Raw genomic sequence first — 23,817 nt, 5'->3', positions numbered from 1 at the left:
ATGTTTGAATGTAATCAGTTTCCGAATAAGTTACGAGCTACTGGTACAAATTAAATTTCTATGACTGCTGAATTTTTATTGGATTGGGCTTAACCACCCCCTTTCAAAGATTTGCCTTCATCTTATCTTGCCTTATGTCTCGTTTTTTTCTCTATCTGTGCCGCCGGTTGGATTGCAAGGCTTTCGGCATCAAACTGGAACACCATATTAGAGACCTGGACAGGGAACACTTCTGCTCTTTTATCCATCTCATTGCTCTTTTTTACTATTTCCTGCAAAGTTTCCAAACTGTGTCCTGATATTGGACAGACAAGGATTTTATCATTTGATAACGGCATAACATACAGGTCATCATCCAAACGCCTTGAGATTTCACTCAAACCCTCGGGATAGAACATGATTGCAATCCCATTCTCGCTGTACACCCCGTAATAGTCTTTTGTGTCTGGAAGCGCCCCGCTTAATGCCCCTAATGTATGAGCCAGAACAGCTCTGCTCGTATCCAAAACCGTCTGAAAGCGTTCATTCATATCGAAATATTTGACTTTATCAAATAATTCCTGTACCGTAAGTCCCCACTGCTTTAAATGTTCATTTTGGACAGGTCTTTTATAATCCAGAGGCCACTGTTCATCCTCGTCATAGACTTCATCAAAGAACTGAAAATATACAGCCATATCCCCAACAGGCAGATATGGTATATCATTCCCTTCCAGCTTTTCGGCTGCCTTTTCAAAATTAGCCGCCCAAATCGTAACATTTTCTAACTGCTCAATCGTTTCAATAGCACGCTTTTTTTCAAAATAATCGCAGATACTGCTTACCTGGGCCGTTAATTCGCCTTCTTTCCACTGTCTATATAAGCTATGGATTGACAATGACTGGCTACACACAGGCGGCTGCATAAGTTCAAGGGCTATTTCCTCATTGTCCGTACCTTCTGCTATTACTATCAATCTCTGATGCTCTTCATCAATGTGACGCCCAAGTTCTGTAATCAGTCCCTGTTTATATTCTTCATATGTCATTCATTTACACCCTTCAACCATTCGCGTATGGTCAGCAATTTGTTCTTGTTCTCCGATGGTGAATAGTGGAAACCATGACTTGATATGGCATACCCAGCCAAGCTGTGTCGAACCTGACGGTTCCCATTCTTGTGGACATCTTCAATGGAAAATGCTGGTGCCAGTGCTCCCATAGTATCAGGCAGGATATAAGCCTCCCTCTCTGAATATGGCAAAATATAAAAGCTATCCGGCATCAGGCGGCTAAGTTCCTGTAAGGTATCCCAGTATAATACACTTGCCGCTCCTCCAGGTCCCGTGACCACATAACCAAGGCTATCCTCTGCCTCTCCATTGTTCAGACAGCACGAAATACCTTCCAGCACATTTTCAATCTTCTCACACAACGGATAGATTTTGCTCTCCATGGATACCAGCGAATGTTCCAGTACAAAATTATGAAAATCACTTTTTCTCATTTTCCAGGATGCCAGATGTTTATTGGTTACTTCTGCCTGATAATAACGCCCGTCTCCCAGCGGTGCGTGAAACATATAGTAGAGCACCATGTCCCCCATAACCTGGTAAGGCATATCATTCTTTTTCAGGGCTTCCAGGTCACTTCTATGGTTTGCGGCATATACTGCCACATATTCCGGCTGTTCCAACTGGCCTACTGCAATACGCAGATCTTCCGCTTCCGCATCAGAGAACACTTCCATCGCCCGGTCTGCCAATTCCTCTTCCCAGGTGTCAAACATCTCCGCTCTCAAAAAAGCCTCCCTTACCGGAATGACGGGGCAGTACCGCCCCTCCTGCTCAAATAAAATTGTGATTCCCTCGGTCGGGAGACCCCTAGCCACCGTTCTAACTTCCCCGCGAATTGCGGAATCCTCAAAAGCGGAACGAATACATTGCTGGTAAGCATCTGAAAACTGTTTATATAATTTGAGGTTCATATTCTTATCTCCTTTATGATTAAATGAAAAAAGCAGGTTCTTTTCTGAATCGCTCTGAAAAGTCACCTGCTATGGTTTTTATTCACTTTTGGCTTCTGCCGCATCCTTTGACTTGTTTTACGGATCTCATCTGTTTTCCGGCTATAAACATAAATATAATCGGATAAATCTTTTTCCCTCTGCTGAAAACCATTTTGTTTAGAGTCGTAGAGGGTTTCCTGAATCCATTTTCTTCCGTCCCTGTTTTTATTTGATAATGCCACGCATTGATTGATACTTGTAGGAAATAGTATCATATCGCCACCCAGTTTATCTGACAGCTCGTGTACTTTTTCTTTGTATAAAAAAGCAGAAGCACCCCAGTAAAAGCTCTCTGTTGTCATAATGTAGATATCCTTCTTTTCCGGTTCTGTCCCAAACGGTTCCACGGAAACAGCCCTTTGATTTTCCGGATTATCAAGCGACCACTGATAAAGGGTATCAAAATCCATTCCAAACTCATTCAGCATTTCACTTGTCACTCTTAAATTAAGGTGCATATCTTCAAGCAAACAATCTGTTGAATGATAAATAATCCTCAATACAATGGCAAGGTCCCCGTCTCCATATAGCTTATGTGGGAAATTGTCCAATACCTCTTGATTTCTTTTCGCGTTCATCAATGTCGGAACTACTAGATTTGGCGATAACACCCCCATCTCTTTAAATGCGGCTTTGGTGATCCGGTCATCCCGCAATAAAAACTCTAGCGAATTCCTGACTACCAGCCACAGGGGTTCTCCCAACTGTGTATGACGGTTATATGCTACAAAAGGAAATATTTCTGAGCCTTTCTCTGGGCTGCCCTGTAAACTGATCACACAGCCATCCGAAATATGGTCAGGCAGCACCACCTTCCACCCTAATCCCATCTTTTGTAAATTATTGTTTAATTCATATACAAAGGTTTCATAAAATTCCCTTTTCTCTATGATTGAATATCTATCGTTTCTCAAACCCTCCCCCTATCTGCCTCGTTTTTTCGTTTCTTTTAACTGGCTGGGAGTAATCATACGAAACTGTGCGGTTTCACAATTATAGTGGTATAGATTCCCAGACAGGGGCTTTATACTTCCAGTGATTACCTCTTTACTACTGTGTAGTGCATTAGATATATAATCTATGCCCTTTTGGTCTAAAAGCGGCATTGCCAAAAAATGGTCAACGCTCATAGGAACCAATAAGATATCATCCCCCATAGTTTCTGCAAGTTCATACATTCTGGTTTTGTAAAGAATACCTGCAGCGCCTAAATGTTGACCAGTATTCGTTACCACATAGAAGGGAGGTAAATCCTCTACTGTTTCATCGGGTGATATAATATCTATCATCTTGTGCAACTCTATCATCTGTACAGACTCAACATTCCTCGGATTATCCAGGGCCATTTGATAAAGTTCATCATACCTCAGCCCCCATCCCTGTAAGATATCGTCTGTTACCACAAGGTTGAGATTGATACCGCCCAGGGACTGATATGCAATTTGAAGTATAACTGCTAAATCTTCAAACCTTGAATATGGAACGGTTTTCAATAGTTCCTCATTTTCCTCTGTGTTCATAAAAGTGGGAATTACCATATCTGCATGAAAAAGCCCCATATCCATCAGTGCACATTTTGTGCTCTCATCATCAAAGAAATCCTGTGTTGCTTTCCGTGCAGCGACTCCCCAGGGCATCCCCTGCAAAAACTCCTGGTAATAATCGTGAACTTTAATCGGAGGAAAATCATGCCCTCCACCATGGATTACCACCAAAACTTCTTCTCTGCCGCCTGTGTTCTCATACTTAGCCCGCCATGGAACACCCAGCATTTTTAAATTATAGTTGACTTCATGGGTAAAAAACTGGATGAATTCTTCATATTCCATCTTTGTCTGTCCTCCTTGAGATTTTATCTGCTTTGCTTTTTACCGACCAGTGTTTTCTCATGATTCATAGTTGTCTCCAATTTCTGATCAATGACAGCCTGTAATTGTTCTATACCACCCTTGAGCCTGTAAAACTTCCCCTCTGTATACGAATAAACCTGCCTGGACAAAAATAACCGCGCGTCCGTATCCTCCGTATACTCCCGGATTTTTCTTTGTACCCACATATCCTGTATACGGCTTTCCGGTAATATGGCCGCTTTTCGTTCTGAATACGGTACGATTATGACCCGCTCATGAAAAGCCTCTTCAAATTGACGCAGCACTTCGGGGTAAAGTATCGCCCCGGCACCGTTCAATCCATACAGCTCATATGGCGCATTGTAGATATCTTCTGCTCTTGCAATCACAGGTATATGGCCAAAATCATATGGTTGAAGGCTTTCCACCCAGTCATAAGCACAGGCACCGATTTTCTGTGCCTCGCATTGCCTAACAATATTGAATAATTCTTCGGCTGAAAACTTCCATTTTAGGAGATGGTCTTTTGTTACAATACTTTCCATTGTACCGCCGAAAGGCAGCTCATAATCAAACCTGAAATATACTGCCATGTCACCTACTGCCAAATATGGTATACCCTTACCCCGCAGGATTTCTTTGCTTTTCTCAAAGTTTGTTACACAGGCTAAAACACTTTCTATGCATTCCACCTGTTCTCTTTGTACTGTACCAAACTCCCGGAAACAATCCAATGTATCCTTCACAATAGAAAACATTGGTCTAGCATTTTTGCAATAATCCGAATAAATTTCCTGAAGGTCTATGCAATGACAGATTTTATCGCCTAAATCCAGGGTTGCCTTTTCCAGCGATAACCCTTCCCCTATCACGACCGGTCTGATGGAATAACCATGCTGGTCTAAAAGTTCTGCTATTTTTTGTAGATAAGCAACCTTAAATTGGTCATAGTTTATTAAGTTCATCAATCCACTAACCCACCTACCTATCTCAATTTTTGTTTCTCAATTTTCGGAGGAACTGCATGAATCAGGTTTCTGCTTTCCAGATCGTATTTAAAAACCCGCTCAGATAGTTTATGGCGTATTTCCCCTGTTTCTTCTTTCATTATATTCTCACTGGTCAGGCTCTCATATAAGTCTGACAGATTCCCAACACTTTGCGCATGGACATAAGCACCAAAGGCATCATTGGGAACAATCAGCATCTCGTCCCCTAATTTATCATACACCAGTTCCATAACTTTCGGATAGAAGATTGCACCAAAGCCATTCACACCATAGACATTGTAGACTTGCTTCAGTTCCAATGGCACACCATCCGCCGGCCTAAAAAGGATTGTTTTATCATTTTCATATCTGTTTGTAAGTGAATCGTACATATTTACGATACCCACTCCTATTTCATTTGCATCCTTGTATCTGACTTTCTCAAAAAGTTCCTCCACACCGATTCCCCATTTTTCCAAATGCTCTTTTGTAACATCTCCGCAGTACGATCTCTCCCCTCTTTCAATACAGAATTGGAAAGTGACCGCCATATCCTGATATGGCATATATGCAATGTTTCCCTCCACCAGTTTATCCTCATATTCTGCCAAATTCATAGGATATATAAGTACATGCTCTATCTGCTCAAATTGTTCGCGCGGTATCCACTCATCCCCATCAAATATACCCAGAATCTGCGTGACCGCCTCGTCTAACTCGTTGTTCTCAGCAACATAGCAGTTAAGATACACCAATTCCATCGGAATACTGGGGCAAACTAACTCCCCTCCACCTTTCAGCATAATGGCTTCAAATGGCGTGCCTTCAGCTATCAGCTTCAGTTCCTCCCCTCTGTCTCTTTCTTGTAGCTGGTCTTGAAATTCATCAATAAAATCCTCTCGTAATTCGTCATATGCTTCGTTCTCACTATAATAATACATCTATCTCCTTCCCTTCTGGCCGTCTGCGCTTCTCCCGATTAAAGCGGTTTTCATTTCACTCTATGCTTTTCAATGGTATGTTCCATTGCCGGGACCAGGTTTTTCCTGCCGGTATCGTACTTAAATATCTTCCCAGAAAGTACAAGGTGCCTATCGCCAGTCACCAGTTTCACACGATTGTCCTCCTGTAATTCTTCTTGCAGTTTTGCAGCACTCATAATATCCGGTGTCTGAATATAAGCCGTATAGGTTTCTTCAGGTACAATCAGCACTTCACTGCCCATTTTTTTTACTACCTGCTCCATCACTTTTGGATAAAGGGCAGCACCAAAGCCATTGACGCCATACAAAGCAGCCTGCTGTGAATCCTCTGATTTTTTTCCCACCTGCTCTATGGTTTTAATTTCGCCCCAAATTTGCTCCAGGTCTTTATACCTTACTTTTTCAAAGAGTTCCTTTGCATTTATCCCCTGCCTATTCAGCCATTCCCTTGTAACATCCCTGCGATACGACCTCTCATTGTCCTCAATGCAGAATTGATAAGTGATCGCCATATCTTCGAAGGGAAAATATGCAATATCATTTTCTTCCAGCTTATCCCTGCAATGTGATAGATTTACCGGAAACACTATTACATGTTCCAGTTGTTCCAGCCGCTCCGGGGATATCCATTCTGCCTCATCCTGAATCTCCAAGATAGTAGATACGGCCTCATCAATCTCTCGAATGGCAAAAATATAGCAATTTCTGTACACCAGTTCCATAGAGATACTGGTACATAATAAAGGTCCATTCCCTTTGTATGTAAAGGATTCAAAAGGAGTACCTTCCGCCACTATTTCCAACTTCTCCCCATTTCCTCTGCGTTCTAGCTGTGCCTTATATTCTTTAATGAAATCCTCCCGGACTTCCTCATATGCATGGTTTTCATCATATTCGCGCATTTTGGTTCTCCTCTTCGTCTATTTACCATTTCCTGCATCTGTAGACTCCCGTACCGACTCTTAGACCAGGGTTTTTTTCACCAATGAAGACTGGTGCACCGTCAGGGTTTTACTCTTGAGACTATAATACAAAACCGACTCTGACAACGGATGGCTTACAAATCCCTTTAAGGATTTTTTTCTTTCGAGACGCATCTGAAGGTCAGCAGGTGTATACTGGTCGGCGGCATATATAGCGGTTTCCTCTGCTGTTACTGGAAGCAGGTACAGATCCGTGTTGACCATTTCTGCAAATTCATCCAGAATATTCCTATAAAGCATGCCTGCCGCGCCTCCCGGACCTGTCAGCCGCCAGGCACTTGCGCGTTCATTTGTAATCTTTCCTCTCCCAAGCGTAAAGCCTGCCTCCAAGCCTTCCCGTATAACGGCTGCAACCGGTTCAATCTGCACACTATACTGGGAGAAAGCATTGTCTGACACGCACGCATGCAGTTGATCTACATGCATTCCCCACCGCTGTAAGTCCTCTTCATCTACGGGCATGGTGTATACAAGTTTTTCACTTTCCTCTTTCACACGGAACCGATAAAAGATACACATATCTCCCAGTCTGGTATACGGCAGCTCCAATTCTTCCAGCCTCATCTGGTATTTGTTTGCATTCACTGCATGGAACTCTACAAACAATGGATTCTTGACCGTATCCATCTTCAATCGGATACCTCCGGTTTCCGCCGTCTGAAATTCCTGCAGTGTCTCCGAAGCCAATATCCTGACTGGCAGCATTTCATACTGGCTTCTCAAAAACAGTTCCTCTATGCTGACCATAGGGCAGTACCTATCCTTGAAAGTCATTGTGATTGATTCACCTGGTAGTCCTTCCATAACCAAGTTCAACGCTCCTAACGTTTTGCTTTTCTCCATCAGGTCAATGAACTGATAGAGAAACTCTTCTTTGAAATTAAAATAATCCATACTATCTCCTTGCTTTTATGAAATTATCCGATTGCCTGTTTCCGGTCCAGATTGCTATTCCTGTTCAAATATTGAATCACTGCCTTTTTTCTTTCTGCAACAAGAAATTCATTCCAATCTTTCCCATATGGCGGGAACCGGACTTTAACGTGATATCCCATCTCTATATATTTCTTGCGTATAAGTGCCGCTGCTTTCCGGCCTGCCTTATCATTATCAAGATACAGGCTTATTCGTTTAATCTGTGGATTTTCTAGCAGGAACCGGTCCAATGCCCCGTCCCAGGTTGACCCTAATGCCAACTTGTTTGACTGCCCATCACGCTTATAATCCATATAAGACATCAGGTCAATGGCTGCCTCAAATACCTTGACTTCTTTATTTTTCTTGTTTCTTACATTGAAACCATAGGTTTTATCGTTGTTCTCCACGTCCCCTTTAAACGGGTTTCCATAATTATCCACCGTTCCCCTCATACTGGCAAACCGTGCTGTACCAAAGGAATCCCTGCCAATAAAAACCACGTTATGATATCTGCGTGTTTCATAAATCAGCTTTTTTTTAACGAACCAGTCAACTACTTCTTTGCTCAGGCAGCGCGTTTTTAACAGATAGGCATATAACCTCCGATAATTGTCGTTTGGTTCGGGAAGCACAAACTCCCCTTTCCCTTCTTGTTCTTTATTTTGCTCTTCCTTTCTTCTCTCGTGGTTTTTCCTGCTTGTATCATCTTTAAATGATTTATCCTCATACCGATAACCGGCCTCGTTCAACAAATAGATAACCGCCTCACGAAAATCCATATAGCAAAATTGTCTCAGAAACTCAATGTTATCCCCGTTGTGACCGTCCTGGCCCTCGGGTACGGAAAAACGCAGCCAGCTCCTACGATTTTTAATCCTTATAGAATCATGTTCTTTCAATGTATAGTAACTGCCTACCCGCTTCACCGTGAAGCCCTGCCTTTCAGCAATAGACACCAGGTCCACGCTTCTGGCTATCTCTAATTCTTCATCTGTAAACTTCATAGCACCACCTCCTGAATCAGAGTTTAAAATTTCATGTCAAAATAACTGCTGATTTCCGGAAAGTCTCTTTCATACTCCTCCAGATACGTTCTGCAGGCGCTCCCTTCTTTTGACAAGTGGCAAAATTCACGGAAGCTCATCTGCTTATACATCTGGGGCTGGTTACACCACCTGGACAGGTTTACATACATTCCCCGGTAAGGTGATTCCTGATATTTCTCATACCGCATGATATATGGATACGCACGCACCCCCATTAGAATCCGGATACGCTCAAATGCCTGTAAGATATCCTGTTTCCAGAAAGTCCAGTCATATCTTCCATCTGCATCAAACCCAGTTAATACATAGAACTTGATCCTTTTTGATTCCTGGAATATTGGGTTTATGATCTTCATCTTTTCTATGACTGTTTCTTTATCCTTGATATTGTCAAAGGCAAATAATAAGTCGCCATCCAATCTACAAGATGCCAGTTCCCTGGATTTTTGCCTGGTAATCAGCCTGATATCCAGTCCTTGCCGGAACTGGACCGGACGGCCGGTTTCCCGTAGTTGTCCCAATAATGCACTCCACTCCCCACATGCCAGAAAATTATCATCCAGCAGACAGATCTTCTTTTTCTGTGGATTGTAAAATTCGTACACTGGGCTTGCAGGAACGGATACCGTTTTATTTTTGTTCACACAAAAAGGGCATTGCCTAAAGCAGCCCCTTGTTAAAAACCCAATAGAATAATCCCGATAATACTTATACTTCTTACTCTTTTTTCCTTCTTCTCCCTTACCTTTAAGCCAATCCGCATACAGACTGTAATCCGGCATGGCATGCTCTATTTCGTAGGGCAGCTCGGGAGCCTGGTCTAAATAAAACCCAGTACCTCCATATTCTACATTCTCCATCTTTAAGACTTCCGGCGGATACCTCGTAGCCGTAAAGACCTTTGACAGATATACCTTATCAAACTCATTGAAGCCTGAATACTCCGTCAGCAAATGTATCTGATCCCCCATCTGCTTATGGAATCCGCTGATCTTCATGCATGCCAGATTCGGCATGCGGTGCCTGTTCTTATCCAATAAATCAGCATCTATAATTCCGATTCTCGACTCTCATCACCTTCTTTACACAAATTTTTCATCCATCTTTGCTTTTTACATTGCGGTGCTGTTGTATGTCTGCGCCTGGCAGGTGTATCCCAGGAGCCGCCCCCTGCAATCTCTTTCTCACATTCCCACCCTGCCGCTTTTAAGGAAGCACCGGATTCAGAGATAAGGATATAAGTGATAATCCGCTCATATCCCATCTCTTTTGCAATCCGGGCTACCCGCCCGTATAGGAAGCTACAGGCATTGGCTGTACCGTCTGTGCAGCAACGCGTTACTTCCAGCGTTTTTCCATCGTCTAAATGCCTGGATACTGGCCTGCCGCACTGTATCACGCCACATATTCTGCCATGCTCAGTACATGCGACACGGAATTTGTCCCGGTATACAGGGCTATGATGCCTATGATTCTGCGCGACATATTCATTTGCCGCCTTTAACTCAATCGGTACTGCTTTCATTCACTTTTTTATATAAATTAGTTCCGGTTGGAACGTAAACCTCCTGTTGTTGATTTATTGTTTTAGTCTGGTCCCATGTCCATAAAATCCGCGAGGCACAACTGTCCCTCTACATTTTTATCCTCCATCCACCACCGGAACACGTCCTCTCCGTTCTTCCACTTAGTAGGTTTCCCCGCCGCATGGATTGCCACTAACATTTTATCAAACGCCCGGATATAAGCTGCCTTATACTTTGGGAAGTCAGCAAACTCTTTGTAGCGGTTTTTTCCAGCCATCGGGCACCCTACACAGCCAACTCTTTTATAACCCATATCATAAAGCGGATTATAAGGCATATGGTTGGAACGGATATAATCCCAGATGTCTTTATGTGTCCAGTCAATGATTGGGTTGGACACTACCCTGCCACGGATTGCACACCGCTCAATAACCAGCCGCTTATCATCGTTGTCGTTCATCAGAGTAATCCTATTCTCGACTTTTGGGGCAGCCGCTTCTAACTGTCCCCTTTTGGACCGTTTGGTGCTTTCGTCCCAGCGCACACCTGTTGATACCAGTCTGTCCGGTGTTGTGTTCTCTTTTAGGATTTCACAACAGTAACGCTGCATCCTGGTGGGCGGCATCTTCTTTTTGACAATCAACTGCCACATGCTCAGTGGCGGCATATGGATAATACATGGGATTCCCTTTTCTTTTAAACCTCGAAATTTCTCCCTGATATAGTACACCGTATCGGGAGCATCGACTGTTGTATGAGAATTGTGGGCCTCAAATTCAACTCCTGACCGGATAAACAAATCCAGAAGTACGTCAGAATCCTTGCCCCCACTGTAAGTACAGATTATGGGGGCATCATAGTACCTCTTTGACATTTCACTTGCTAATTTAATCCGTTCAATGCTCTTCGTCTCTAAATCCAATAAGCGTCGAAGAGACTATCGTTTTACGTGGCCACAACTTCTTATCCCTCCTTTTTGCATTTCTATTTAGATTTTTACCAGAGGAATCTATGAAACCTCTCTACTTGAAGGGATTCTGTTTCCTTAATCTGTCCTATATTATGGACATATCCAGGCCCTGGTCATCTGCGACAGCTGGGACTGTTTCTAACAGTTACTTTTTCTTTCCATGGCTTTATTTCCTGGACCTTATGGATTCTTTCACATATATCAGCGATTCTTTGATACTCTGCGTCCGTCTTATCCAGTATTGCAAGCAATTCCTTAAAATACTCGGACGCTTCTTTACAGCCCTTTGGTTCGGACAGCCATTGATATGTCTCATGTATCCGGTCCTGCGGTGTTTTTTTTACTTCATCTTCGTCCGTAAGCCCAAATGGTCCAAGGTCCATCACAAGGCTGCTTACATCCTCTGCCAATCGCAGGATATCTTCCATTGCTTCTTTCTCCATGTGTTTATCCTTTCTCACGATTACAGATTGGATTTCTTTGTTTTACCGCGCTGTGCTACTATCTTTCTAATCTCCTGGCGCATTTTCTTTGTGTTATTACTGGGTAAAGCAAATATTGCCGCCTCCTCCACTGTCAGATTATCGTACAGAAACGCCCTTTTTATGGTCCGCATCTGGTAACAATCAAATTCTTCTTTCGCATAAAATGCCACCTGTTCATAGGCAAGCCCATAGCGAAAACCCGACAGGATTTCTTCAATCTGCTCTTCATCAAACCGGTTATCTGTTGCCAGTTCCATTTCCTGTATGCTTCTGCCAGTATAAAACCCATAAAACACTAAATCCATTTGTCTGTAATCGTGTTTTCCATCTGCCACAATCTGAATTTTCTGGATTTCCAGTTTCCGTTCCAGTGCCCCAGCTATTGACCTGATTTCCTCCGGGCCGTCTGAATCATGTACAAGACCGATAAGGTTGTCAAAATTTACACCCATCAAATACGCTTTGCGCAAAGCATTTATTTTATTTCTATATCCTCCAACCTCCATAATCTTCTTTACCGTTTCATAGGGTATCTGATCAGAATTTAACGCTTCCTCCGCTAGATACAGGTTGTCTTTTGACAAGAAGATTTCATTTTTCAGGGTATCCAAAGTTTTGTTTTTATCGTACATGCCACTTCATTCCTTCCTAATAACAAAAAGAGGAAGATCTCTGCGTCTCCCTCTTTGGTAACTGTTTATTTATTTTTACTTTATTTTTTAATCTAGTCTCTGTGGTGCGATATGCCAGTCCGTCCACAAATTACCGCTGATTGTCAGATTATCGGTCAGGTTTAGTGATAACATTCCTGCTGGTGTCCAGGCATCTATTAACCATGTATAGGGTGTATATTTGCCATCTGGCATCCATATCGGAGTGAAATGTGTCCTCCGCTTAAATGTACTGTATTGATTTTTTTTGAACTCAAATTCGGAATGATACCCACCCGACATCCGCTCCAATAAACGCCAGTATTTCTTGTATTGAAACTCCGGAAAATACGTCACGGCATTTTGGGCTCCAGTCACGGCACTGGACTGATTCGTGCTCACAGAACTGTTCACATATTCGTTAAATCCGTATCCGCTTTTTAATGTTTTGCCATGGGCCGTAGGGGATTTATCATCTGGCTGGACGCGCATTGTTGCGTTCAAACTTGCATGATATCTATCAATATTGAACTTCCACCAGCCATGATCACACCAGTATCCATCATCATCATCGTCACCACTATGCCATACCCAGTAAGAATACCAGTATGGTCGCCAAATACTCCAATCAGCGGACGTTTGCTGACTCTTTGATGGAACTGCCGGCCTCGCATAACTGTCATTACGGTCATCTGCAACTGGATTCGGCGGTGGATTCTTGTCCAGGTTTACTATCTTAACCCGTATAGTCCCTTTGTCTGTACGGCCACCACCTCTTACTGTTACTGGAATTTCCATAGTCTGCTCTGTAGATGGTGTTGTCCACCGAACCCAGGCAAGCTGACTTCCTCCCTCGGGATAATATACGCTGTCCACCTTATAATTTCTCCCTTGTATTTTAAATGTCACAGATACCTTATGGTCCGGATCACTTTGACCGCCACTCACGCGGATACTGGTGATAACCTCCGTGTTAGTGCGGTATTCATAATCAAAAGTCGTAACCTCCGGTGATGGTTCTGGCAACTCCCCATTAAAACGTATGATTCCAAGTCCCAACGAAGTTTTGATTTCCTGATGTGAACGCAATCCGGTAGTTGGACCGTTCCACGCAGGATATCCTAAATCAGATTTTTCGAGAAACATTGCAAGGGGCAGATTTTGAAAGGTAACTGAACGTAACCAGGAATATACCACCCCGCCTGCAACCTCATCATATAAAGCCGCTTCCGTTGCTGTCATAGCAACTCTTACTCCCTGCAATGTCACATACGCAATCGGCTCTATCATAATTCTGTACTCGCCGCTGATAAGTATATCAAAATCTATTCCCATATAACCTGCTATCCCACGTATCGTCTGCTCGTCCGTAAAGTACCGCTTTATTTCCGCAATACTTGATGGTCCCAGACTTTGTGAACTTATAATTATAGGAAGTCTCTGTGCTGGTCTTATGTACTGGTATCTTGAACCGGATATACCAATTCCATGACCTGATGTATAAGACATCTTGCTCACCTTTCCAAAATGAAGCCTAATATCAGATGGGCTTTTATTGGTAAGGTCAATAGGCGTGCCTACTACTTTATGGTCACTTGTACTTATCACCGATACACGTACCCCTTCATCACCTGGGGACCAAAAATTTTGCGAAGAACCTTGTCCCATGCTGCCGCCTCCGCCGTCCACATTACCTTCCCCTGCCGCATACGCTGGAACCGACATGATCAAAAAACACAGGCTGAACAGTACAATCCTTGTCAGCCAACTTATTCTGCTTTTCAAATTCCCAAATGTTCTCCTTTCCAATGAAAAAGCACAGCCATAAATAGCTGTGCCGAACGATAAAATTTATATCTTTGATTTCTCTCTATGCTTAGCAGGAGGGCGCTACAATTCATAGCCTTTCTGTCATGCATCTATTTAACCAACCTATTGATAATTAATCCATTATCCCAATTTTATTACCGTTTTCATAAATGTTACTGTCTTCAATGCCTTCCCCTTCCCCAATGTCATCAATCCATCCAAAGCCTGGGGCATATATTTTTCCTTCCTGTGACTCACCTTCTGGTGCGGCTCCAGGAACCGTGTCTGTCTCCGGCTGTTTTACTTCATCATGGTTTTCCGGAACCGGCGTGCCCTGCACGCTCTCCCCATCTGGTTTCTGATTAGGATTTTTTAATACTTCTGGATCTGGTTCTTCCGGTTTAGTCACTCTGGGCTGAATATTCTGTACAGGCTGCCCGTTGTCCTTATTTCCCTCTTTTTCCTCCTCTGATTCTTTCTGCTCCTCCGTAGTCTCCGGTTCTTTCTTCGATTCCTCTTCTTTACTTTCAGTCTCTTTTGACTTCTTGTCTAATTCGGACTTTTTGATTTCCGGTTTCACTTCTATTTCTGTAGACTGGCTCTCTGCTAATTTATCCTTTGTTTTTGCTGGCTTTCTGAAATTACTTGCAATCATCACTGCAAGAATAACACAACACACCACGCAACCCGCAATAATCATACCTTTTTTCACTTTATCATTCATATAGTTCTCCTTCCTGGTTCACATTCTGTCGCATCAAACATACTACATTTTTCCAATTCTGTCTATTGAATTCTAAAACACTTCTATATATCCAGCCTGCACTTTTAGCCTGATTTTCATTTCAGGTAGACGTTTTCCCGCAAACTGGACCGGTACTTTTAATGTTACGATTGCATCAATTTCAAATCTCTGTTCATTTTCCGGTGTTCCAGGTGCAAGCGGCGCATTACGTGCAGTAACACTTAAATCCGATATGCTATATTCCAGAACCCCACCTGTATATTTTACATGCCGCCCGGATTCAACTTTTGTTCCAAGGATTTTATCCATTTTTGACAGCACATTTCCTTTATCTACACTATACTTAAAACCTCCATTATTGGGCTGATATCCTCCACTGTATCCTTCCCTGACACCGTGATAAACGTTTGCATAATTATCATTTACAGTTATCATGATAGCCTCCTGTGCCGCGTCCCTTACGCCATTGGCTATGATCTTTAGCCGATAAAACTCCAAAAATCCGCACATTATTAACATCAATACCAATGTAACCGCAATCACAAATGGGAAAGAGGAACCACGCCTATCTTTTAAACAGCAAATCAGGCGCTTCATTTATGATATACCTCACTCTTTCCTGTAGCACTAGCCCTTAAGGTAATTGGAAAGGAACCAAAATTCCCAAATAACCCAAGGTCCCGCTGCAACGTCAATTTTACAGTAATCTCCTGATTTAGTTGGATATTACCCTTTTTTGACCACTCAACTTTAGGATTTAGTCCGGTCCTTTCTCGTAATACCTGTTCCCGCCTAGTGGTCTCAGTTCCGACTCTGCCACTCATTTCAGCCTCACGGCACAATTCCACAGCAAATGTATCTAACTGATTCTTAGCCAAAAAAACCGGAAATACGCTGACCGCCAATGCAATCACCAGCATGGCACACAATACCAGTACGCATATGTCTATATATCCCTCTCCACGATTAGTTTTTAATATTTTTTTCAAGTTCCTTGACCTCCTTTCATTTGGAGCTAGAACATACCTCCTAATGACTTAATGATTTCAAACACGATAATCGCAAGGTAAGTCAATAAGAAGCACATAAGCATGAGAAACGAAAAAACCCTGATTTTAGGCGGTATTTTCTGGGCCTCACTTTTTAATTTCTGTAATTCAAGCTGTTTAAAATCATGAGCAAGCATCTGGAAATATACCACGCTGTTATCTCCACGCAAAACCCCAATCAGTCCTCTGACAACATCAGACAACATTGGAGAGTTTAACCGTGCTTCAAATCGAGTAAGTGCCGCCTCATAACTGGAGGATCTCATGTCTGCCACAAGTACACCTAGCTCCTCCCCAAATTCCGCACCGGCATTTTTTCTAAAATTCTCTACCATTGAAAGCACATCACGGTTATTCTGCAGCTCCTGTTCAAGATTAGCAACAAAACGTGGCAGTTCGTCTTCAATTGACTTTCTTTTCGTCTTTAACATCTCGTCTGCGCGCTGAATTTCCTTAAAGTAAACCATGACAGCAAGAAACACAATAACAGGTGTTAGGAGCGGAAAAAGAAACAAACACGGAATAATGCCAGCCATCAGTAAACCAGCTTTTGTAAGTGCATACGCCTGATATACTTCCGGTGTCATATTAATCCCTGTTGCTTTCAGCACATTTTTCATTCGGCTTTTCCGATATTCGTCCATTCGGATTACATGAGACAATCTCATGGCTCCTTGCAGTAAAAACGTATCTAACGCCGCCGACCCTTTTTTACTATTTCTTCCCCTGTCCAGTAATGCCTTTTCTGTCTTCATATATGGCATTTTTAACAAATCCGCTGCCAGGAAGAACATTCCCAGAAAGAGAAATCCTCCAAATAATAACAGTAATAACACTGACATCTCCCTACCTCCTGTATTCTATCGGTTTTGTCAGCCTGACAACGACCGCAGTAGAGACAAAGATGATTGCCGCAGTAATGGCAAGTATCACCTGTCCCATTGGTGTGTGCATCAAAGTGTCATACCAGCTCTTGTTGAGAAAATAAAGCAGCGGGATATTACCAATCACAAAGATTGCCATCGTGATAAATTCTTTCCTCGGCTCCACAATCAAATATTCCAGTTCAGCATTGACGATACGGATATCGCTTAATTTTGTTACGATTGGTGTCAATGTTGTCTTCAAACTCCGATCATACTGACAATCACACAGGGCATCGCACCATTCGCGGAATACATCATTATCAATTTTCTCCCTCAACTCCTTTAGTGCTTCATGAACATCCGGATTTACTAAGTTGATCCGCACAATAAAATCCTGGAATACCCTCTGGACTGGCGGATTCAAATACTGAATATTTTCCTCTATCGCAGTTAGAATGTCCTCCGTCCGCAGATAGCCCGTCGTAATAACGCTTAATGCTGTCTCCAGCTCTGCGGCTACATTTTTTTTGTAATTACTGGCTGACAGAATTACATACCAAAAAGGGAAGAACATAAATCCAACAGCCATCACCGGAGCCAGAAAAAAATTTCCAATCATGATGGCAACCGAGGCCCCCACAGCAAACAACACCAGGGCGGCAGCACAAATAACCGAAAATTGCTTTTCCCTACCCGTCATTTTAAGTACCTGCTGTGCCTCAATGATTGCCTTTTTCAGAAATCTTGCTTTTTTCCTTTTTGTTACTGTATGGATTTCATTCCGAATATTCTCAGGTTCTTTTGCCAGAAAGCCGAACAGTCCATCTGTAAATTCTATTGGTCGAATCCCCAAAAGAAGAAATCCACCCACTATCATACCAAGGCATGCAAGAAGCTGTATACTTGTCAAGATTCCTCTCCTCCCTCTCCCTTTGAACGGAACCGGTTAAGTGTCTCCATTGGCATCCCATTCTCCAGCAAACGCTTATAAAGCCCATCCGAAATGGAATTCATTACCCTGTGTTTCCCATTAACCACAAAATAATCTCCTTCCAACTGGTTCTCCATGATCTCGTACTGATACAGTGGACGATATCTCCGTGTACCGTCAGGCTTTATCTCGCATTCCATAATCTCCATGATTACCCTCTGCCGGTTTTCCAACTGCTTACAAAAGACTATGATAGGGTATGCTTCGGTCACATATCCCATCAATGTCTCGTCCGACATATCCACGGCACGCTTACACAAGGACACCATACGGCGGTATGTAGCCTCACACGAATTGGAATGGATGGTTGTAACCACCGCCACACCAGTTCTTGCAGCTTCCTGGGCGGCGTTTGCTTCCGCCCCTCTCATTTCTCCGACCACCAGAATATCAGGATTAAATCGAAGCGCAATATCCAAAAGGGCAATCTGGTCAATTCGCTGCCGGTCATTCTCACTGTCTCTTGTAAGAGTGTGGACAACGGAATTTAACACTTTTCCACTTTCCTCCCTTATTAGATCAAGTTCACGGCTACCATTTTCAATAGTAAAAATTCTTTTCCGGTCAGGGATTGTAGTAAGCAACCAGCCGGCCACCGTTGTTTTTCCGGAACTTGTAGCACCTGCAACACACACCGAAATTCCATACCGAATACATTCACTCAAAAAGTCTAACATCTCTCCCGTGGCAGTTCCACCAGAAATAAAATCCTCCTTTTTCATACTCTGGGGATTTACGATTCGGATTGAAGCGGCAAGACCTACCTCTTCATCTACAACTGGAGTTTTTAACACCGCTATACGGATATTTTTAGCCAGTGTTCCAGTCACCACAGGACTTGCATCATCAAGGATAGTTCCTGAAACATGGAGCATCCTGCGGATCACATTAATAGCATGAGAAGGGCTGTCAAAATGTTCTTCCAACTTTTCAGTCCCACCACCGCTGTACTGGATCTCAATATCCTTCCAGCTATTAATGTCTATTTCTTCCACTCCCTCTCCAAAAATGTACTTTGTTAGAAAAGAAAACTCCGCCATTTCCGTGTATAGGTTGTCAACAAGTTCCTGATTTGACATTCCCTGAACTGCAACCCGGTTTTCCTGAACATATTTAGTAATGTAACGCTTCATCTGCCTTTTTACATCATCATTATTTCCATCAGTCAAAAGGGAGCTGTAACGGCTGGCAATGTGTTCCTGTACCTCCTGTAGCACCGTTGCAAAATCTTTCCCCTCCACGGCTGCAAAAAAGAGGTCATCTGCACTCTTACTCACCACTTCTACCGGCTCTCTTGCAACCGGCTCCACTGGGGCTGCCTGTGTTGGCATAAGTTCCTGCATCCGCGAACCCCACTCTGAATTTTTTCCCTCATTAAATACTCCTCGCGTCTTTCTTTCCCCTAACATCCATATACCTCCTTAACAATCTTATCTATTTCATTTTTAAAACCACGGCTTTTTTTCCCCTCCAGACCAATCAACAAATTCCCAGCCATCCCCTGTTCCGTAACTTCGGATGCAGACGGAATCTGAAAACTTACTTTTCCAAGCACCTGTTCCATATGGTTAATGGCTTCCTGCCCCTTTATGTTGTTGATCGTTTTTAAATGCCTCTCTATTCTCCATTTTGGTTCCTGAAGTAACGGTAACTGACTTGCCAGGTAACTGATAGATTTAAGGTCGCAATTTACTATCTGCAGAACAGCATCTGCTTCCATTAGAGAAACTGCCGATAAAATATCGTTAGATATATAACTGCTACAGTCAATAATAATGTATGAGGACAATTCCCGCAGCCCTGTAAGAAATTCCAAAGCCTGTTCCGCTTCATAGGGGGCATAGCTGTATTCATTTTCCCCTCTTAACATGCCAAGCATTGCCAGATACTTTATTTTTTTGTGGACAATACAGTTTTCTTCTATAAGCCCTTTTGTAACATGTGGCGCTGCCAGTACATTGCCAAGGGACCATATGTTTTCTAACTCGTCCATTGGACAGATACAAGGCATCATGGGTAAAGTCATATCGGACAGCACAAGAATTACATTTTTCTTCTTTTCCGCTAAGTGTTTTGCAATCTTCACAGAAACCGTAGTCTTTCCGCATCCAGGGCTACCCCAGACAGCCAGTATCTGGGCCTGATGTTTTCCCACCTCATGCACTTCCTCGCTCTCAGGCTGATTTGCGCGCTTTTTGATTTTAAAGTTCAGCATTTATTCTGCACTCCCTTCTATCTGTTCCTCGGGCTGTCCAGTTTCCGCTTCCGCCGCCTCCGTTTCCGGCGGGTAAAGTTCCTGCAAAGCATGTTCCTGCTCTGTAATAAACTTTGCTGCATTTTCTTTTGTTCCCCTGTATACAAGAGATATGTGCAGGTTCCCGTCCTTCTCCATCATGGCGAGTATCCTGCTCTGTTCCGGTGTTGCCAAGAGTGTCACCGTACTGGGCAGTTCCTTTTCCTCCGGGTCTTCTTCTCCTGTATTGGCATCGTAGCCACTGCCTGCAGTTACAGCAATAACTTCGACATATTTGAGTTCGGGAGGAATCACTGTTTCGCCTTGCTTCTGGTAGTCCGGTGCAATCACAGATACAATATCACCAGATTTGAGTTTTCCGGATAACCCCGTTGCAAAAGATTTGACCGACACGGATATTGCCTGTTTCTCTCCTGATAAATTATATAAGTAGGCATTCTCCGCAGCCGGTTCGTCTGCGACCTTGCTATTAATGATATAATCGCCTGGAGCCATATCTGCAGATGCATATTTCCCAATGACATTTTCTTTATTTTTCATGACTTCAGACGGCAGATTTAAACTTCCCACCTCAACAGTCCTGACCATATCGCCAGTGATTTTATCCCCGATTTTTATATCCTTTACCACCCGCACGATTTCTACCTTTTTACTGACCTCTTTATTAAATAAAGGGGTAACTCCGAAGCAAATGAGCAGTGATACCACAATGCATATTACTCCAAGCACGGTACGGCTTTTTAATATTTTCATACTTATTATCCATTCCTTTCAATCAAATCAAAATTATCGTTTTAAATGCGGCAGGGAATACCTGCCGCCGTGATTACCTCACTAAGTATCTCTTTTTCCTCCGGCATCTGTAAAATGCCAGGACAGCACCCACAAAGGTAATTGGAGCCGCTACACAAATACAATAAAATGCTTTTCTTTTCATTCCATCCTCCTATCCAATCAAATACCCCGCTGCACACCCAGCCGATAAAAAGGGTACTAACGGCACTGCGATAACCTGGGTTTTCTTACATATTTTCAAAAACACAGAATAAGCAAGTACCAGTAATAATCCCAAAATAGTTGCAAAAATCCCTGCTGGAAGTCCCAGGACAAGTCCTGCGGCTGCCATCAGTTTGATATCACCGCCCCCCATTCCTCCGCAAAAAACTGCTGCAAGAAGAAATGGGAGTGCGCTGAAAATCCCCCATAACTGTTCTGGACGAAAAGAAATAGCGGCGGTTAATGCAATTAGCATACATAACAGATCCGGCACGATTCTCTTCTTTAAGTCCGTGACAGATGCCAGCAAAAGCAACAGCAAAAATACAATTGTTTGAACTGCCTTTCTATCCAGCATAGTTAAACATTTCAGTAATACGCCGTGTTAATGTTGGCAGCACTGTATCACCAAACAGTGCATACAGCCCTGCCAGAAGCAGCGCTCCAATCACAACAGCCATTAAAATTTTGATGGCCGTATCAACGAACCCCTCCGCCTTATTGTTGTTAATAGCCGCTTTTACCTTCATTACCTTAGCGATCAGATAGTTTCTCATCTTTGTTTTCATTTACATACCTCCTACTGGTTTTCTAATTTAATTGATTTTCAAAAATAAAAACGGACTGAAGATCAGCCCATTCCATGTGTTTTTCTTAATACCCGCGCCATCATACTCTCAGCGGACTGCCCTGTTATTTTTACTCTTGATCGGGGCATTAACAAATTCCTGCAAGCCATGACCGCACGGTACGTACTGCCTGCGGTTTTCTTCACATAGAAAAATATCATATTTCTTGCCGCCGGCAGCTTTATAAAAAGCTTCATAATCATATGCATATTTTCTCCATGGTTCATCAGTGGATGTCATCCCTAGTTCCCGGTCATCCCGCAGTTTGCATGCGCGTTCCATAAAATCGCCATCTTTATCCTCAAATGTCCTTAATGGATAAAAATGATATCCACCATACTCAAAACTTTTTTTATCCAACGGTTTCCCCTTTTCTGCTAAAGTTCAGTAACCCACTCAAGTCATTTCCCTTACGATTTAGGTTCGTCACGAATCCGGTTCATCTTCACGCCCTTCCTGCCTGTCAGCATATATTTAAAGGAACTTTCATTTCCACTTCTTTATTTCATCATCCGTTATGTAATCGCAGATTACAGCAATCATCCTTATTTGGATTGAAGTTATCTCTCCAATACTCATAATGTTCTGTTACATCTTCGCAAACTGTTATCTCCGGTATCCTGATCTTCTTGATGATTTCCATCTTTTTTTCCAGTGGTAAGTGGCAGTATCCTCCTTGTTTTAACCTGTACCCACTGAAATCAACATCGTGCAGCCAGCTCTTGATCCAGCTATTGACACGCAAAAATTCCACAACACAGCGATTGATCCCTAATGAATTTAGGCTGTCAAAGTCCATGAAATCCTCAATCAAGGGGCTTAACCGGATTGACACATCATATCCCGCAGATTGCAATTTTTTTATTGCCTCTACTCTTTTTGATGGGATACTTGCTTTTTCATAGGTCAAAGCCTTGTTATCATCTAAAGTCGTGACCGTGATTTGTATATGGGCCAGATCCTTGTCCAAAATTTCCAGATATTCGGGCTGTGCGATCAAATGGGATTTTGTTACAATCAGATATCCAACACCACACCGGTTCATTTCACAGATTGTCTCATAAGTCACATGATGTTCCGCTTCAAAAGGCTGAAAGCAGTCTGTCATTCCACCCATGCGCAGGATGGTTCCCGGAGGTATCTTCCGAATCTTCCTCTTAATCTTATCAATATCTGCGATGCTCGGCGCTGATGGGTTCCAAAATCCACGAAAAGACAGAAGTGACCGTGCATAACAATAATCACAATCGTGCTGACAGCCACATCCATACGTATCCAGTCGTACACTGTATTTGCATTTGTCTCCTTCGTTACCTCTTACTTTTTTGTAAAAACTCTTATATTCGCTTCCTATTCCTCCTCTTCTTTTCAATTGGTTGGTCAACTTATTAATCTTTGGAAATGGTTCCCTTTATTGCGGAGTGTAGTACCGCCCTACAATCTCCTGGTAAAGCATCCAGACATGTTCTTTACACTACCCCGCTTCATTTATTTTTCATTATAAGTACCAAGAAAAGCGCAAAAAAAAGCAGGCTGACGAATCAGCCTACCACAGTGATACTCATTATTCACTATTACTTTAACATTTCTTCCATATCCGCTAAATCGGGAAGAATCAACTGGCATTCGCAATCACCATAAATTGCTTCTCCACATACCGGACATTCCTCTATATCACAGCCCAAATGGTGAAAACTCCCAAATGGCGCAAAACAATCTGGGCAGATATCATCTTCGCCAAATACATCCTCAAACCTTTTCTCTGCACCAAAAATGATACGCGGGTAACTCTTTCCATTACAATTGCATATCCCTATTTTACAACCCACATGTTCCAGCATTTCTCCGCCACAAATTTTACAAATAGCCATAATTGTACTCTCCTTGACTTATTAGGAAGGGGTTCCCATGTCTACTAAAAGCATGAAAATATGAAATACAAATAAAAACATACAGCCTATCACTTTGACACTAAATGATACAACTTTTAATATTGCATACGCAATTCCAAGTAATAATTTTCCTATAAAT

28 protein-coding genes are annotated in these 23,817 nt (G+C 42.7%); all 28 read right to left on the bottom strand.

Translation table 11 applies throughout. The annotated features are described in order from the left end of the window. Positions 1-122 precede the first annotated feature (122 nt). The 28 genes from ANCC_RS01255 to ANCC_RS01120 all read right to left on the bottom strand — a co-directional run bounded on the left by ANCC_RS01255 (position 123) and on the right by ANCC_RS01120 (position 23,657). Entirely contained in the window at positions 123-1,028 is a 906-nt protein-coding gene (locus tag ANCC_RS01255) for a DUF5688 family protein (RefSeq protein ID WP_006567811.1), read from the bottom strand. Beyond that, entirely contained in the window at positions 1,025-1,966 is a 942-nt protein-coding gene (locus tag ANCC_RS01250) for a DUF5688 family protein (RefSeq protein WP_233458277.1), read from the bottom strand. Before ANCC_RS01250 ends, ANCC_RS01255 begins: the two co-directional genes overlap by 4 nt. A 62-nt stretch (positions 1,967-2,028) precedes the next feature. After that, positions 2,029-2,961, bottom strand: a complete 933-nt coding sequence (locus ANCC_RS01245) for a DUF5688 family protein (protein WP_006567813.1) — start codon at positions 2,959-2,961, stop codon at positions 2,029-2,031. Positions 2,962-2,970: 9 nt separating this feature from the next. After that, on the bottom strand, positions 2,971-3,876 hold the full coding sequence (locus ANCC_RS01240; RefSeq protein WP_006567814.1) for a DUF5688 family protein: 906 nt from the start codon (positions 3,874-3,876) through the stop codon (positions 2,971-2,973). A gap of 23 nt (positions 3,877-3,899) precedes the next feature. Beyond that, positions 3,900-4,862, bottom strand: coding sequence for a DUF5688 family protein (locus ANCC_RS01235; RefSeq protein WP_006567815.1), 963 nt, complete (start codon positions 4,860-4,862; stop codon positions 3,900-3,902). 20 nt (positions 4,863-4,882) lie between these two features. Then, positions 4,883-5,827: a DUF5688 family protein gene (locus ANCC_RS01230; protein ID WP_006567816.1), complete on the bottom strand. Its 945-nt coding sequence runs from the start codon at positions 5,825-5,827 to the stop codon at positions 4,883-4,885. A 50-nt stretch (positions 5,828-5,877) separates the two neighbouring features. Next, positions 5,878-6,771 (bottom strand): DUF5688 family protein, encoded by an 894-nt coding sequence (locus ANCC_RS01225; RefSeq protein WP_006567817.1) that lies wholly within the window; start codon positions 6,769-6,771, stop codon positions 5,878-5,880. Positions 6,772-6,831: 60 nt separating this feature from the next. Further along, a complete protein-coding gene (locus ANCC_RS01220) occupies positions 6,832-7,746 on the bottom strand; it encodes a DUF5688 family protein (protein ID WP_006567818.1) in 915 nt (304 codons plus the stop codon). A gap of 23 nt (positions 7,747-7,769) precedes the next feature. After that, entirely contained in the window at positions 7,770-8,774 is a 1,005-nt protein-coding gene (locus ANCC_RS01215; RefSeq protein ID WP_006567819.1) for a DUF3991 and toprim domain-containing protein, read from the bottom strand. A gap of 23 nt (positions 8,775-8,797) precedes the next feature. After that, on the bottom strand, positions 8,798-9,832 hold the full coding sequence (locus ANCC_RS01210) for a hypothetical protein (protein WP_006567820.1): 1,035 nt from the start codon (positions 9,830-9,832) through the stop codon (positions 8,798-8,800). A 32-nt stretch (positions 9,833-9,864) separates the two neighbouring features. Next, on the bottom strand, positions 9,865-10,341 hold the full coding sequence (locus tag ANCC_RS01205) for an XF1762 family protein (protein WP_006567821.1): 477 nt from the start codon (positions 10,339-10,341) through the stop codon (positions 9,865-9,867). Positions 10,342-10,403: 62 nt separating this feature from the next. Continuing rightward, on the bottom strand, positions 10,404-11,216 hold the full coding sequence (locus tag ANCC_RS01200; RefSeq protein ID WP_330367879.1) for a phosphoadenosine phosphosulfate reductase family protein: 813 nt from the start codon (positions 11,214-11,216) through the stop codon (positions 10,404-10,406). Between the two features lie 209 nt (positions 11,217-11,425). Then, positions 11,426-11,755, bottom strand: a complete 330-nt coding sequence (locus ANCC_RS01195) for a hypothetical protein (protein WP_006567823.1) — start codon at positions 11,753-11,755, stop codon at positions 11,426-11,428. Positions 11,756-11,775: 20 nt separating this feature from the next. Next, a complete protein-coding gene (locus tag ANCC_RS01190; protein ID WP_006567824.1) occupies positions 11,776-12,429 on the bottom strand; it encodes a hypothetical protein in 654 nt (217 codons plus the stop codon). A gap of 87 nt (positions 12,430-12,516) precedes the next feature. Beyond that, positions 12,517-14,172 (bottom strand): DUF8195 domain-containing protein, encoded by a 1,656-nt coding sequence (locus tag ANCC_RS01185; RefSeq protein ID WP_006567825.1) that lies wholly within the window; start codon positions 14,170-14,172, stop codon positions 12,517-12,519. Between the two features lie 217 nt (positions 14,173-14,389). Next, positions 14,390-14,980 (bottom strand): DUF6550 family protein, encoded by a 591-nt coding sequence (locus ANCC_RS01180; RefSeq protein ID WP_006567827.1) that lies wholly within the window; start codon positions 14,978-14,980, stop codon positions 14,390-14,392. Between the two features lie 72 nt (positions 14,981-15,052). Then, a complete protein-coding gene (locus ANCC_RS01175; RefSeq protein ID WP_330367881.1) occupies positions 15,053-15,436 on the bottom strand; it encodes a hypothetical protein in 384 nt (127 codons plus the stop codon). A gap of 158 nt (positions 15,437-15,594) precedes the next feature. Continuing rightward, entirely contained in the window at positions 15,595-15,990 is a 396-nt protein-coding gene (locus ANCC_RS01170; RefSeq protein WP_008724714.1) for a DUF4320 family protein, read from the bottom strand. Between the two features lie 26 nt (positions 15,991-16,016). Further along, positions 16,017-16,892 (bottom strand): hypothetical protein, encoded by an 876-nt coding sequence (locus ANCC_RS01165; protein WP_006567830.1) that lies wholly within the window; start codon positions 16,890-16,892, stop codon positions 16,017-16,019. Positions 16,893-16,896: 4 nt separating this feature from the next. After that, on the bottom strand, positions 16,897-17,826 hold the full coding sequence (locus ANCC_RS01160) for a type II secretion system F family protein (RefSeq protein ID WP_008724712.1): 930 nt from the start codon (positions 17,824-17,826) through the stop codon (positions 16,897-16,899). Then, positions 17,823-19,316, bottom strand: a complete 1,494-nt coding sequence (locus tag ANCC_RS01155; RefSeq protein ID WP_006567832.1) for an ATPase, T2SS/T4P/T4SS family — start codon at positions 19,314-19,316, stop codon at positions 17,823-17,825. The genes ANCC_RS01160 and ANCC_RS01155 overlap by 4 nt, the downstream gene beginning before the upstream one ends. After that, positions 19,310-20,122: an AAA family ATPase gene (locus ANCC_RS01150; protein WP_006567833.1), complete on the bottom strand. Its 813-nt coding sequence runs from the start codon at positions 20,120-20,122 to the stop codon at positions 19,310-19,312. Before ANCC_RS01150 ends, ANCC_RS01155 begins: the two co-directional genes overlap by 7 nt. Then, entirely contained in the window at positions 20,123-20,914 is a 792-nt protein-coding gene (gene cpaB / locus ANCC_RS01145) for a Flp pilus assembly protein CpaB (protein ID WP_006567834.1), read from the bottom strand. A 193-nt stretch (positions 20,915-21,107) separates the two neighbouring features. After that, positions 21,108-21,515 (bottom strand): prepilin peptidase, encoded by a 408-nt coding sequence (locus ANCC_RS01140; RefSeq protein WP_006567835.1) that lies wholly within the window; start codon positions 21,513-21,515, stop codon positions 21,108-21,110. Then, on the bottom strand, positions 21,505-21,726 hold the full coding sequence (locus ANCC_RS01135; protein WP_006567836.1) for a DUF6133 family protein: 222 nt from the start codon (positions 21,724-21,726) through the stop codon (positions 21,505-21,507). Before ANCC_RS01135 ends, ANCC_RS01140 begins: the two co-directional genes overlap by 11 nt. Before the next feature lie 108 nt (positions 21,727-21,834). Next, positions 21,835-22,146 carry a hypothetical protein gene (locus ANCC_RS01130; RefSeq protein ID WP_006567837.1) on the bottom strand — a complete coding sequence of 104 codons (312 nt, stop codon included), beginning with the start codon at positions 22,144-22,146 and terminating at the stop codon, positions 21,835-21,837. 148 nt (positions 22,147-22,294) lie between these two features. Next, the gene (locus ANCC_RS01125) at positions 22,295-23,170 is read right to left on the bottom strand and encodes an SPL family radical SAM protein (RefSeq protein WP_008724705.1); all 876 of its coding nucleotides are present in this window, start codon (positions 23,168-23,170) and stop codon (positions 22,295-22,297) included. A gap of 190 nt (positions 23,171-23,360) precedes the next feature. Further along, on the bottom strand, positions 23,361-23,657 hold the full coding sequence (locus ANCC_RS01120; protein ID WP_006567839.1) for a hypothetical protein: 297 nt from the start codon (positions 23,655-23,657) through the stop codon (positions 23,361-23,363). Positions 23,658-23,817: the final 160 nt, after the last annotated feature.

The organism is Anaerostipes caccae L1-92, from assembly GCF_014467075.1.
In the GTDB taxonomy this organism is placed as follows: domain Bacteria; phylum Bacillota; class Clostridia; order Lachnospirales; family Lachnospiraceae; genus Anaerostipes; species Anaerostipes caccae.
Note: the sequence above shows the minus strand (reverse complement) of the source record. Positions and strands in the feature narration are given on the sequence as shown.